The sequence below is a fragment of the Streptomyces sp. NPDC006259 genome, assembly GCF_042870975.1.
Classification (GTDB): Bacteria; Actinomycetota; Actinomycetes; order Streptomycetales; family Streptomycetaceae; genus Streptomyces.
In genome coordinates, this window is record NZ_JBIAHY010000002.1 from 873,379 (window position 1) to 886,388 (window position 13,010).

12 protein-coding genes are annotated in these 13,010 nt (G+C 71.1%); 8 read left to right on the forward strand and 4 right to left on the reverse strand.

The annotated features are described in order from the left end of the window. The first annotated feature begins 8 nt into the window (after window positions 1-8). On the forward strand, window positions 9-443 hold the full coding sequence (locus tag ACFYO5_RS09800) for a tetratricopeptide repeat protein (protein ID WP_388706294.1): 435 nt from the start codon (window positions 9-11) through the stop codon (window positions 441-443). A 118-nt stretch (window positions 444-561) separates the two neighbouring features. On the opposite strand, the gene ACFYO5_RS09805 is transcribed toward ACFYO5_RS09800, so the two are convergent. From ACFYO5_RS09805 to ACFYO5_RS09815, 3 genes are all read right to left on the reverse strand, one after another. Next, the gene (locus tag ACFYO5_RS09805; RefSeq protein ID WP_388706297.1) at window positions 562-2,220 is read right to left on the reverse strand and encodes an NAD-dependent malic enzyme; all 1,659 of its coding nucleotides are present in this window, start codon (window positions 2,218-2,220) and stop codon (window positions 562-564) included. 363 nt (window positions 2,221-2,583) lie between these two features. Continuing rightward, window positions 2,584-2,754, reverse strand: coding sequence for a hydrophobic protein (locus tag ACFYO5_RS09810; protein ID WP_356568369.1), 171 nt, complete (start codon window positions 2,752-2,754; stop codon window positions 2,584-2,586). Window positions 2,755-2,905: 151 nt separating this feature from the next. Further along, the gene (locus ACFYO5_RS09815) at window positions 2,906-4,129 is read right to left on the reverse strand and encodes a phosphatidylserine/phosphatidylglycerophosphate/cardiolipin synthase family protein (RefSeq protein ID WP_388706299.1); all 1,224 of its coding nucleotides are present in this window, start codon (window positions 4,127-4,129) and stop codon (window positions 2,906-2,908) included. A gap of 364 nt (window positions 4,130-4,493) precedes the next feature. Between ACFYO5_RS09815 and ACFYO5_RS09820 the strand changes: the two genes are divergently transcribed. The 7 genes from ACFYO5_RS09820 to ACFYO5_RS09850 all read left to right on the forward strand — a co-directional run bounded on the left by ACFYO5_RS09820 (window position 4,494) and on the right by ACFYO5_RS09850 (window position 10,833). Continuing rightward, the gene (locus ACFYO5_RS09820) at window positions 4,494-5,351 is read left to right on the forward strand and encodes an RNA polymerase sigma factor SigF (protein ID WP_388707180.1); all 858 of its coding nucleotides are present in this window, start codon (window positions 4,494-4,496) and stop codon (window positions 5,349-5,351) included. A gap of 336 nt (window positions 5,352-5,687) precedes the next feature. Continuing rightward, the gene (locus ACFYO5_RS09825) at window positions 5,688-6,356 is read left to right on the forward strand and encodes a hypothetical protein (RefSeq protein WP_388706301.1); all 669 of its coding nucleotides are present in this window, start codon (window positions 5,688-5,690) and stop codon (window positions 6,354-6,356) included. After that, window positions 6,353-7,615, forward strand: a complete 1,263-nt coding sequence (locus ACFYO5_RS09830; protein ID WP_388706303.1) for a PP2C family protein-serine/threonine phosphatase — start codon at window positions 6,353-6,355, stop codon at window positions 7,613-7,615. Before ACFYO5_RS09825 ends, ACFYO5_RS09830 begins: the two co-directional genes overlap by 4 nt. A gap of 188 nt (window positions 7,616-7,803) precedes the next feature. Next, on the forward strand, window positions 7,804-8,607 hold the full coding sequence (locus tag ACFYO5_RS09835) for an alpha/beta fold hydrolase (protein WP_388706306.1): 804 nt from the start codon (window positions 7,804-7,806) through the stop codon (window positions 8,605-8,607). Then, entirely contained in the window at window positions 8,607-9,890 is a 1,284-nt protein-coding gene (locus tag ACFYO5_RS09840; protein WP_388706308.1) for a PP2C family protein-serine/threonine phosphatase, read from the forward strand. The genes ACFYO5_RS09835 and ACFYO5_RS09840 overlap by 1 nt, the downstream gene beginning before the upstream one ends. Further along, window positions 9,887-10,225 carry an STAS domain-containing protein gene (locus ACFYO5_RS09845; RefSeq protein WP_388706311.1) on the forward strand — a complete coding sequence of 113 codons (339 nt, stop codon included), beginning with the start codon at window positions 9,887-9,889 and terminating at the stop codon, window positions 10,223-10,225. Before ACFYO5_RS09840 ends, ACFYO5_RS09845 begins: the two co-directional genes overlap by 4 nt. A gap of 122 nt (window positions 10,226-10,347) precedes the next feature. Continuing rightward, window positions 10,348-10,833, forward strand: coding sequence for an ATP-binding protein (locus ACFYO5_RS09850; protein WP_388706313.1), 486 nt, complete (start codon window positions 10,348-10,350; stop codon window positions 10,831-10,833). A 112-nt stretch (window positions 10,834-10,945) separates the two neighbouring features. Here the strand turns inward: ACFYO5_RS09850 and ACFYO5_RS09855 are convergent, their stop codons facing one another. Further along, the gene (locus ACFYO5_RS09855; protein WP_388706317.1) at window positions 10,946-12,640 is read right to left on the reverse strand and encodes a purine-cytosine permease family protein; all 1,695 of its coding nucleotides are present in this window, start codon (window positions 12,638-12,640) and stop codon (window positions 10,946-10,948) included. Window positions 12,641-13,010 lie beyond the last annotated feature (370 nt).

Consider the following 13,010-nt stretch of genomic DNA (forward strand, 5'->3'; position numbering starts at 1 on the left):
GGAGAGCGATGACGACCGAGAACCTCAACGAGTACCTGGCCGACGACGGAGTGGCGCCCGACCGTTGGGCAAGCGCCCTGCACCTGTTCGACAACGGTGCCGGCGTGCCGCACGAGGAGAGCACAGCCGAACGCTGGGAGCGGGCCCGGCTGCTGTTCGACGCCAAGGACTACATCGGCGCCGCCCGGCTCCTCGACGCGGTCGTCGAGGAGGCCCCGGAACAGACCGGCCCGCGGCTGCTGTTGGCTCGCGCCTACTACCACTCCGCCCAACTGACGCGAGCCGAGGGGCAGTTGCGCGAGATCGTCGAGCGCGATCCGGTGGAGCACTACGCCCACCTGATGCTGGGCCGGACCCTGCAACGGCAGGGGCGCCGGGAGGAGGCGGAGTCCTGGTTGCGCATGGCCGCCGCGTTCGCGGGTGACCTTCCGGTCGACGACTGAAGGTCACGGTGGGAGCGTTCGTGGGCGGTGGGCACCGGTCGACGGTGCCCACCGCCCCCTGCGTCACCGTGGAGAAGCCGCTCCCCGGCCACTGACGTCGCCGGCTCGGGCCCGGCGATCAGTCCGGGTAGCGGGGCGTCCACTGCGCCGACGTGATCGCGGCGCGCAGCTCGGCCTCCGAGGCCTCGGGCGCGACGCCGTCCTCGACCGCGACCTTCGCCGCGGCCAGCGCGATCTCGCGGGCCGCGTCCCGCATGCCCGCCAGCGGGGGCAGCAGCGGGGTCACCCCGTCGGAACCCGCCCGCGCGGCGCACTCCCCGACGGCCCGCGCCGCCGCGACCATCATCCGGTCGGTCACCCGCGAGGCCCGGCAGGCGGCCACGGCCAGCCCGACGGCGGGGAAGACGTAGACGTTGTTCGCCTGCGCGACCGGCACCTCGCGCCCGTCCACCTTCACCGGCGGGAAGGGGGAACCGGTGGCGATCAGCGCCCTGCCGTCCGTCCAGCGGGCGAGGTCGGCGGGGTCGGCCTCGGAGTGCGAGGTGGGGTTGGACAGCGGAAGGATCACCGGCCGGTCGCAGGCGTCGGCCATCGTCCGCACGATCTCCTCGGTGAACGCGCCGTGCGCCGTGGACAACCCGATCAGCACCGTCGGCTTCACCTCGCCGACGACCCGGCCCAGATCCGGCGCACCCGCGCCCCACTCCCGTACCTCCGCGTCGTCGCGCGCGTACGTCCGCTGCTCAGGTGTGAGGTCCGTGCGGGAGCGCACCAGCAGGCCGTCGATGTCGACGAACCAGAAGCGGTCGGCCGCCTGCTGCTCGGAGAGGCCTTCCTCGACGAGAGCGGTGCGGATCATGTCGGCGACCCCGATCGCGGCCGATCCCGCGCCGAGAACCACGATGCGGTGGTCGGTCAGCCGCGATCCGGCGACCTTCGTCGCGGTGCTCAGCGCGCCGAGCGCCACGGCCGCGGTGCCCTGGATGTCGTCGTTAAAGGTCAGCAGCCGGTCCTGGTAGCGGCTGAGGATCGGCCGGGCGTGGGCGGTCGCGAAGTCCTCCCACTGCAACAGGGTCCCGGGCAGTTCGGCCTCCACGGCGGAGACGAACGCCTCCACCATGTCGTCGTACTCGGAACCGGTGACGCGGTGCTGCCTGCGGCCGAGGTAGTGCTTGCTGGCCAGCAGGTCCTCGTTGTCGGTGCCGACGTCGAGCAGGATCGGCAGGGTGCGTGCCGGGTGGATGCCGCCGATGGCGGTGTAGAGGCTGAGCTTGCCGATCGGGATGCCCATGCCGCCGACGCCCTGGTCGCCCAGGCCGAGGATGCGCTGGCCGTCGGTGACGACGATGACGTCGACCTCGCGGCCCGGCCGGTTGCGCAGGATCTCGCGGAAGCGGTGCCGGTCCTCGTACGTCAGGAAGAGGCCGCGCGGCCTGCGGTAGATCGCGCTGAAGCGGCGGCAGGCGTCCCCGACCGTCGGGGTGTAGACGATGGGCAGCATCTCCTCCAGGTGCCGGGTGAGCAGATGGTAGAAGAGGACCTCGTTGGTGTCCTGGAGCTGCCGCAGGTAGATGTGCCGGTTGAGCGGCTTGTCGTACGCGAGGAAGGCCTCGTACGCACGGTCCGTCTGGTCCTCGAGCGTCTCCGTCGCCGGCGGCAGCAACCCGTCCAGGCCGAGTTCGGCGCGTTCCCGCGGACTGAAGGCGGTTCCCTTGTTGAGCAGCGGGTCGGCGAGCAGGGCGGTTCCGTGGACATGGGCCGGGTTGGACGATGTCATGACGTTCCTCGGGTGGGCGGGGTGAACGGGTACGACGGACGGGTATCAGGGGCGCGGGGTTCTACGCGGGTCTGACCGTGCCGGATCGAGCATGTTGCCGACGCCTTCGTGGAGTACGGCTCGACCCGCCGCGAGGAGGAAGCCCTTCACCTGGCCGGCCGAGATGTCCGGCGCAGTCGACGCCTGAAGGGCGGCGCCCGGCGTGGTCGAGCGGGCGCCCGGAGCCACGGTCCGGCCGTACGCGAGCGAGCCTTCCGGGACGGAGGCCGGGGCCGGGATGCCCGACCTCCCCGCTGCGGCCGGCGGTACAGGCCGAAGGCCCCGCCGACGGAGGTCGGCGGGGCCCGTGGAGGTGTGGGCCGTCTACCAGCGGTACCAACGGCCCCTGCGGCCTCCGTGTCCGGCGGGCCGGACGACGAAGCCCAGCAGCCAGGCCACCAGGACGATGACGGCGATCCACCATAGGGCCTTGAGCGCGAAACCGGCACCGAAGAGGACCAGCGCGAGAAGCAGTACGAGAAGCAGGGGAACCATGATTATCGACCTCCGGACCCTCATGTGCCCCGCCCGATCCCTTTCACGCCGAGGGAGTTCGCGCGCCGCCCCCCGTCCCCGCGGCGGTTGCCTCGACTGGGACGGCAGCCCTACGACAGGGCGCCGCAGCCGGCGCATCCTGTCCGCGCAGTCACAGGAAGCGACGGATGGGGACGACCGCGGCCTCTCGGGCGCGCTGCAGCGCGGAACGCCGCCTCCAGCGCCCTTCCCGCACCAGCTTCCCGGCACGGACGTCCTCGTCGAAGTGGCCGTCGAGGGTGGCCGTGAAACGCTGGTCGAGCACGGCGAGCATGATCTCCTCGTCATGGTCCAGCGAGCGGCGGTTGAAGTTGGTCGAGCCGACCAGAGCCGCGATCCCGTCGACGGTGATGACCTTCGCGTGCATCATCGTCGGCTGGTACTCGTAGATGCGGATGCCGCAGGCGGTGAGGGCCTCGTAGTAGTGCTGGCCCGCCAACTGGCAGACCCGCTTGTCGGTGTGCGGGCCGGGCAGCAGGATCTCCACCTCCACGCCCCGGCGGGCGGTCGCGCAGAGCAGCTCGATGAAGTAGACGTCGGGGGAGAAGTAGGCGGTGGCCAGCCGGAAGCGCTTCTCGGCCGACTCCAGCATCACCCGGATCAGGGTCTGCATGTCCTGCCAGCCGAAGCTGGCCGAGCCGCGCACCACCTGAACGACGGCATCGCCCTGCGGCTCGTGTGCGACGAACCGGTCCCGCTCGTCGAAGAGTTCGGCGTGGCATTCGGCCCAGTTCTGTGCGAACGCGGCGGCGATGCCGTCCACGGCGGGTCCTCGGACCTCGACGTGGGTGTCGCGCCATTCGCGCTCGTTGCGCGCGTCGCCGCACCACTCCTCGGCGATGCCCACGCCGCCGGTGAAGGCCGTCTGCTCGTCGACGACCAGCACCTTGCGGTGGCATCGGTGGTTCTGCTTGAACGGAGAGAGCGCCAGCGGTCTGCGGAACCAGGCCACCTGAACGCCCGCCCGCCCCATCTCCTCCAGAAGGTCCTTCTCGATCAGCCGGCTGCCGAACCCGTCCAGCAGCAGTCGCACGCGTACCCCTGCGCGGGCCCGCTCGGCCAGGGCCTGCGCGAACTCGCGGGCGATGTCCCCCTTCCAGTAGACGAACGTCATCATGTCCACGGTGTGCTCCGCGGCCCGGATGCGTGCCAGCATCGCCGGGAAGATCTCGTCGCCGTTGCGCAGAGCCGTGAGCGTGTTGCCCTCGGTCGCCGCGATGCCGATCAGCCGCTCCAGCCGGCGGCGTATCCGCGCGGCGCCGTCCTGACCCGTCCCTGATGTCGATATGTCGATACCAGGGGAGGTCGGCTTGGGCTGGTCGTGCGTACGGGTCATGGCGTCACCTGCCGGCACCACGGGGACTACGGAGCCGCGCATCCCGGTCCGGCGCGGGACGCGGCGAGCAGACTGTACTCCCGCCCCGACACCCGCGAGCGCGCTCACCACCCTCGGGCCGGCGAGCACGGCCACCGCTTCGAAGTGCGGGGAGGCGGTCACCGCGCCGCCGAAGCCCGGACGGCCGGTCACCGCCAAGGGCCCGTGGAGTACCGTCACTTCGCGCACGGGGGGACCGCCCTGCCGTACCGGTCGTTTTCGGACCGAGGTCGTTCCGCTCCGCCCACGTGGACATGACTGCGGCCCCAGGGGGCAGGAGACACTCACTCCTCTTTCCAGTTAAGGCGGCACCGTGACCCCCTCCGTGATCACCCACGAAGCATCTGCTTCCAGCACGGGAACTCCGGAGGTCACGGACGACCTGCCGTGGATCGAGGACGGGTCCAAGGTCGCCCCCAAGGACGCACGCGTGCTGTCCAGGGTGTTCCTGAACCGGCTCCAGGACCTGGAGGAGGGCACCAGTGAGTACCAGTACGTCCGCAACACGCTGATCGAGATGAATCTGTCCCTGGTGGCGTTCGCGGCCCGCCGGTTCCGCAACCGGGGCAGCGGCGAGATGGAGGACGTCATCCAGGTCGGCACGATCGGTCTGATCAAGGCCATCGACCGGTTCGACCTGTCGCGCGAGGTCGAGTTCACCTCCTTCGCGATCCCCTACATCGTCGGTGAGATCAAACGCTTCTTCCGCGACACCACCTGGGCCGTGCACGTACCCAGGCGTTTGCAGGAACTGCGCGTCGAACTGGCCAGGAGCAAGGAGGTCCTCGGCGCCGCCCTGGACCGCCCGCCCACGGTGGCGGAACTCTCCGCCCACCTCGGCCTGACCGAGGACGAGGTCATCGAGGGCCTCGTCGCCGCGAACGGCTACGTCGCCGGTTCCCTCGACGTTCCGGGCAGCGCCGAGGACTCCGCCGACGGGCCGACGTACGCGGACACCCTGGGCGACGTCGACCCGGCGCTGGACCTGTTCGAGGACCTGCACGCACTCGGCCCGATGCTGCAGAAGCTCGACGAGCGCGAGCGGACCATCATCGAGATGCGCTTCGGGCAGGAGATGACCCAGGCGGAGATCGGCCGCGAACTGAACCTGTCCCAGATGCACATATCCCGCCTTCTCACCCGCACCCTCGGCAAGCTCCGCGTCGGGCTCCTTCCGGCATGACCCTCGCGTCGCCGGCCATGCCGTCGCTCCTTTCCTCCTTCACCGGCCCTTCGTTCACGTGCACCGGAACGAGGGGCACCCGGCGTAGGCGCCGTCCCTCCGCGTGAGGCCGACGGCGTGGTCGGAACAGGTGCGCCCGCCGAGACGCCTCCACGGCTCGGTCGGCTCACGCCCGGACGGTGCCGAGGGGCCGGGCGCTCCGAGCGGCCGGTGCGCCGGCAACGCGTCGGCGCTCCGGCGGCGGACTCGGCCGGGGGTCCGTCGGCCGTCTGCCGTGACCTGGGGCTGGGGCCGACGACGTGCGCTGGGCACTCGGTGAGCATGATGATGGGTGTCATGGTGGCAGAGCGGGGGCCGGAGGCGTTCGCCGATCCGGTGCCGCTCGGGCCCGCGTCGTGGTCCGCCGCCGCTCCGGCCGACGGCGGGAACGGCGGGCGTGGCCTGCGGAGGGCGGCGACGGGGCCGGGGCGCGTGCGGCGCGGCCCCTCGGCCGGACTCCGTGGGCTGCTGCCGGGCGACGTTCACCAGCGTCGGTCCGGCGCCGTGGCCTCGGCCGTGGCCATGGACCTGGAGATCATGCCGGCTTCCGAGCGACCGGGAGGGTGCGTGGCGGGGACCAGCGCCCTCCCGCACGCTCTTGCGCACATCACGCCGGCACTCCGCCGGCTGGGACCGCCGTCCGGCGACGGTCTCCGGGGCGTCCTTGCGTACATCGCCCCGGTACTGCGCCGGCTGGGACCGCCGTCCGGCGACCATGAGGCACACGCGCAGGCCGTCGTGATCCGCTGGGTCGGGCTGTGGCCCGGTGACCTGGCCGTCGTGGTGCGCTCGGTCGCGCTGCCGCCCGGTGACCTGGCCGCGGCGCCGGAGGCGGGTACCTTCCCGCGGTCGCCCGTTGCCGGCGGTCGGCCGACCCGGCCCGACCCGGCCGGACACCGCCTCCCGCTCGTCGCACCGCGAGAACCGGCTGCGGTGATCACCGAGTGCGTCGGAGCGATGCGATGACGGCTCGGAGCGGCGACGGCGACACCCCGGGCTCCGAGGAACAGCCCGTCGACGAGCAGGCGGAGTTCTCGGCCCTGCTGGAGGACAGTGCCGAGGATCTGTACGAGCACGCGCCGTGCGGTTACCTGTCGACGCTGCTGGACGGAACGATCGCGAAGATCAACACGACCCTGCTCGACTGGCTCGGCTACGACAGCACCGACCTGGTGGGCCGCAAGACCTTCTCCGACCTGCTCACCGTGGGGGGACGGCTCTACCACGAGACCCACTTCGCGCCGATGCTGCGCCTGGGCGGCGAGATCAGCGGGATCGCCCTGGAGCTGAGGACCGCCGACGGCAGCCGATTGCCGGTCCTGGTGACCGCAGCCGTGAAGACCGGCGGTGACGGGCAGCCGCTGCTGATCCGCGCCACCGTCTTCGACGCACGCCACCGCCGCGCCTACGAGACCGAACTGCTGCGCGCCCGACAGCAGGCGGAACGCGAACGCGAGGAACTCAGGAGCCTCAACGCCACACTCCAACGGACCCTGCTGCCGCCGAAGCTGATCAGCGTGCCGGGGCTGGACGTGGCCGCGCACTACCACATCGCCTCCACCGACAAGGTGGGCGGCGACTTCTACGACCTCTTTCCCCTCGCCGCCGGTGCCTGGGGACTGTTCCTGGGAGACGTGTGCGGCAAGGGCGCCGCTGCCGCGGCCGTCAGCTCGCTGGCCCGCTACACCCTGCGGGCCGCGGCCGTCTACGACCCCGATCCGGTCGTGGTCCTGGGCAACCTCAACACGGTGCTCTCCCACGAATACAGCGGCGACGATCCGAGGTTCTGCACCGTCGTCTTCGGGCTGCTCCACCCCGACACCGCTCGGGGCGGCTTCACCATCACCCTGGCCAGCGGCGGCCACCCCCCGGCCCTGCTCATGCGCGCCGACGGAAGCGCCGACTACCTGCCCACCCCGGGCGGACAGCTCATCGGCGTCCTGCCCGACGCCCAGATCGCCACCACCACCATCCGCCTCGAACACGGCGACACCCTGCTGCTTCACACCGATGGCCTGACCGAGGCCCACACCGGACGCGACAGCGAGGACCGCTACGGAGACGACGCCCTGCTCGACTTCACCCGGGCACTGGCACCCACGACCGCGACCGGCGCCGTCGCGGCGATCCGAGAGCTGCTCGACGCCTTCGGCGCGGGCGTCGACGACGACACCGCCGTCCTCGCCATCAGCGTGCAGCCACCTGCCGGTGAGGACCGGGACTGACCCGGCCGCCACCGTCCGCGGCCCGGGGCCGGCCCGTGCCGGAGAAGCGGCGGTCCGGTGGCGGGATCCCGGTCAGCCGGCCTGCGGGTCGGTGGCCGTCGCGCGGGACCGTGCCGCGGCCCGGCGGGCCTGCTCGTCTCCCGGAGCCGTGTCAGGGCCGTCGCCCGCAGCCTGTGATACTGGCGGGTATGGATATCATCCGGAGGAACAACGTCACACTCACCGGCAACCCGCAGGGACCGACGGTGGTGCTGGCCCACGGGTTCGGGTGTGATCAGAACATGTGGCGGCTGACGGTACCCGCTCTGGCCGAGGACTACCGGGTGGTGCTGTTCGACTACGTCGGTTCCGGCCGCTCGGATCTCTCCTCCTTCTCGGAGGACCGTTACGCCTCACTCGACGGCTATGCCCGGGACGTGGTCGAGGTGTGCGAAGCGCTCGACCTGCGCGACGCCGTCTTCGTGGGGCACTCGGTCAGCGCGATGACCGGGGTGCTGGCCGCCGCCATGGCTCCGGAGCGCATCGGGGCACTGGTGATGGTCGCCCCCTCTCCGCGGTACATCGACGAGGACGGCTACCGGGGCGGATTCAGCGCGCAGGACATCGACGAGCTGCTGGAGTCCCTGGACTCCAACTATCTGGGCTGGTCGGCGGCGATGGCGCCGGTGATCATGGGCAACCCGGATCAGCCCGAGCTGGGCGAGGAACTGAAGAACAGCTTCTGTGCCACCGATCCCGACATGGCGCGCGTTTTTGCCCGCGCCACGTTCCTGTCGGACTCGCGGGACGACCTGAAGAAGGTGAGCGTGCCGACGCTCGTCCTGGAGTGCACCCAGGACGTCATCGCCCCCCGCGAGGTCGGAGCGTTCGTCCATCAGACGATCCCCGGGTCGACGATCGTCACCCTCGACGCGACCGGGCACTGCCCGCACATGTCCGCGCCCGATGCCACCAACGAGGCGATCAAGTCCTTCCTGGCGGGCCTTCGGTGATGTCCCGTACCGGTCAGCAGCCCGACCCGCAGGACGCCGACGACGACAAGACATCGTTCGCGACGTTCGCCGCGCTGCTGGAGGACAGCGCCGAGGAGCTCTACGAGAGCGCTCCGTGCGGCTACCTGTCCACGTTGATGGACGGCACCATCGCGAAGATCAACGGCACACTGCTGGGCTGGCTCGGCCTGGAGCGGGACGCGGTGGTGGGCCGGATGCGCTTCACCGACCTGCTGACCGTCGGCGGCAGGCTGTACCACGAGACGCACTTCGCGCCGCTGCTGCGGATGCAGGGCGAGATCAGCGGCATAGCCCTGGAACTCAGGCACGCCGGCGGTCGGATGCCGGTGCTGGTCTCCGCCGCCGTCAAGTACGGCAGCACGGGGGAGCCGCTCCTGATCCGTGCCACCGTCTTCGACGCCCGCGACCGACGAGCCTACGAAGAGGAACTCCTGCGGGCCCGTAAAGCGGCCGAAGAGGCGCGCAAGGAGGCGGAGGCCGACCGCACCCGCCTCCAGGACGCCCTGGCCGTGCTCCAGCAGTCACTGCTTCCGGCCACCCTTCCGACGGTGCCCGGGCTGGAGGCGGCGGCGCACTACCGCACCGCCTCTCCCGACCGGCTGGGCGGTGACTTCTACGACCTGTTCCCCATCGACGGCAAGCGCTTCGCCTTCTTCCTCGGCGACGTGTGCGGCAAGGGACCCCAAGCCGCCGCGGTCACTTCACTGACCCGCTACACCCTGCGCGCCGCCGCCCTGCACGATCCCGATCCCGTCTCCGCCCTGTCGACCCTCAACAAGGTGCTGCACGAGCGCTACACCGGCGGTGACCCGCGTTACTGCACGGCCATCTTCGGCACCCTCGAAACCGATCCCGCGACCGGGCGGACCGCCGTCCGGCTCGCCTCGGGCGGCCACCCCCCGGCCCTCGTTCTGCGTGCCGACGGCACGGCCGACTTCCTGCCCACCCCCGGTGGCCTCCTCGTCGGCGTCCTGCCCGACGCCCGCTTCGTCACCGCCGCCACCGACCTCGCCCCCGGCGACACGCTCCTGCTGTACACCGACGGGCTCACCGAGGCCCGCATCGGCGACGACCGCACCGCCCTGTACGGGGAGGAGGCCCTGCGGGCCTTCGCCGCCTGCCACGCCGGCCAGCCCGCGCAAGCCGTCGTCCAGGCCCTGACCGGCTTGCTGGACGACCTCGGCGACGGCCTCGACGACGACACCGCGCTGCTCGCCCTCGGCGTCCCCGCCCACCACCCCACGACCAAGAGCACCGAATGAACCCGCTGAAGATCGTCACCCGAGCTGCCCCGACCGGTCCCGTCCTGCGGATCGACGGCGCACTCGACTACGGCAACGCCACCGCACTGCGTGACATGCTCCCCACGCTCACCCTCCAGCCCGGTCAGCGCCTCGTGCTGGATCTGGCCGGCATGGAGTTCTGCGACTCCAGCGGCATCACCGCCCTGATCGCCGCCCGCAACCACGCCCAGGCGGCCCAGGCCGACATCGCCCTGGCCGCCGTCCCCCCCAACACGCTGCGCATACTGCGCATCGTCGGCCTCGATCAGATCTTCTCCTTCCATCCGGACAGCGACGCCGCCACCCGGCCCTGATCCCGGAGACCCGTACCCGCGGGGCGGCGTCGGGAGGCGTCTTCGGTGTGCGTGGTCGGCTCGCGGGTAGGCGAGAGGACGTAAAAGGACCGAAAACGGCGAACACCACGAAAGGGTCCTCCATGGTCATCCCGCTTCGGCACCAGGCGGCAGTTGAGCAGGGCACGGACGCGTACGCCACGCTGCGATACGACGCGATCTGGGACGGTGGCGCGGCCCGTGCCGCGGACGCGCGCCGCGCGGTGCGGGCCTTCCTCGCCCGTGCCCCACGAACCGGCGGCAAAGCGGTACCGACCGGCCTGGCCCTGGATGCCGAGATCGCCGCCACCGAACTCGTCACCAACGCCCTCCGGCACGCCCCCGGCCCTCACGGCATGACGCTGCGACTGTCCGGTGACGGACTGACGGTCACGGTGCGGGACAGCTCTCCCGAGAAGCCGGTGGCGGAGAAGGCGGATCCGCGCCGCGTCGGCGGGCACGGACTGCGCATGGTCGACGCGGTCAGCGACCGGGTCGTCGTCGCGCCCCTGGCCACGGGGAAGCAGATCACCGCACATCTGCCCCTGAAGCCGAACCTGAACGCCGGTACCCGCGCCGCGAGCGTCTGAGCACCGGGACACCACCCGGCCGGCCCTGAAACGCCCCCGAGCCTCTTCGGCGTCGGCCCTGAAACGCCCCCCCAAGCCTCTTCGGCCTCCTGCCGCGCGCTCGGCAGCTCCCTCACCGAGGCGCCCGCGGGCGGAGCCACGCGACGGCGGGCGCGGCCGGCAGCACATGGTCGCCGGCGCTGTCGGTGCTCAGGCAGAGAGAGCAGACCACGGCGTCGTGGGCCTGGCAGGCGGCCACGTCCGGGCGCTCGAAGTCCTGCCGGCACACGTGGCACTCGTACGTCACGGCGCTGGGGTTACCGTCCGCCCCCAGGATCGGCTCGGCGATGCCGTCGTCGGTGCGGCGCAGGTAGTACCTGCCCTTGGTGACCACTGCTGTCAGCGGAGTCAGAACGAAGGCGATGACGGCGGCGGCCACGGGGGAGTACGGCTGGAGGGTGGCGCCGAGGGCGTGGAAGTACAGGGCGATGGACAACCCCGAGGCGGCGACGAACGCCACGACGCCGACCGGGTTGACCGCGTAGAGCATGCCGCGGCGGAACTCGGGGACCCGCGGGGACAGCTTCAGCAGGTACTTGTTGACGCCGATGTCGGTCGCGACGGTGACGACCCAGGCGATCGCGCAGTTCGAGTAGAAGCCCAGGATGTTGTTGAGGAAGCTGAACATGTCGGCCTCCATGAGCACGAGCGCGAAGCCGAGATTGACCAGGACGAAGACCAGCCGGCCGGGGTAGTGGCGGGTGACGCGGGTGAAGGCGTTCGTCCACGCCAGCGAACCGGAGTACGCGTTCGTCACGTTGATCTTGATCTGGCTGATCACGACCAGGGCCACAGCCAGCGGGAGCACCATCCAGGACGGCATCATCGCGTCGAAGGCCCCCTTGAACTGCTGGATCGGCTCGGTCGCGGTGGCCGGTCCCACCTCGGCCAGGATGTACACGGCGAGGAAGACACCGATGGCCTGCTTCAGCGCGCCCAGCACCACCCATCCCGGGCCGGCCATGACGACCGCGGTCCACCAGGTGCGCTTGTTCGCCTCGGTCTTCGGCGGCATGAAGGGCAGGTAGTCGATCTGCTCACCGATCTGCGCGATCAACGACAGACACACGCCCGCGCCCAGCAGCACCGACGCGGTGTTCACGCCGCCGTCGCCGTCCGTCCCGGCATGGCCGAGGAAGCGGTCGACGGTGCCGGGATCGGTGGCGACGAGGTAGACCAGCGGGGCGATCATCAGCAGCAGCCAGACGGGTGTGGTCCATACCTGGAGCTTGCTCAGGGCCTTCATGCCGTAGATCACCAGGGGGATCACCATGAGGGTGGAGACCAGGTAGCCCAGCCACAGCGGCAGTCCCAGGCCGAGTTCGAGGCCCTGCGCCATGATCGAGCCCTCCAGGGCGAAGAAGATGAAGGTGAAGCTGGCGAAGATGACGCCGGTGAGCACCGAGCCGTAGTACCCGAAGCCGGAGCCGCGGGTGATCAGGTCGAGGTCGATGTTGTAGCGGGCGCCGTAGTAGGCGAGGGGGAAGCCGGTGACGAAGATGACGACCGCGGCGACGGCGATGGCGACCAGTGCGTTGCCGGTGCCGTGGGCCAGGCCGATGCCGGCGCCTATGGAGAAGTCGGCCATGTAGGCGATGCCGCCGAGGGCGGTCGTCGCCACCACCATCGGTGTCCAGCGGCGGTAACTGCGTGGCGCGAAGCGCAGGGTGTAGTCCTCCAGGGTCTCCCTCGCGGCCTGGTCGGTACGTGGCGCCGTCTCCTCGGGTCCCGGCTCGGCCACCTCTGCCAGTTGCGGCTCGATGCTCATGTCACGTCTCCTTGCTGCGGGTCGGGGTCGGCCGGGGAGGCGTTGCGCCTCGGGGCGGGCCGGAGGGCCCTTGTCTCTCGCGACGGCGTCGGGTGAGCGGGTTGGGGGGCGGGGCGGGTGAGGAGGGGAGCGGGGGAGAAGGTCGGACGTGCTTCAGGCGAAGGTGGCGGGCCACGGCGGGGTCATGGCGGGTCATCTGCGGCGGCGTACGCCGGGCACGCTGCTGCGCCAGGTCCGCGGAGGCTGCCACACGACGGTGGAGGCCGCGACGGTCCCTGGCGAGCTGTTCACCGTCGGCTCCATGACGGGGGACGGTAGGAGGGAGTCGTTGCCTGCGCGTGCTCCCCGGATGAAGGGAGGGTTTCGGAAG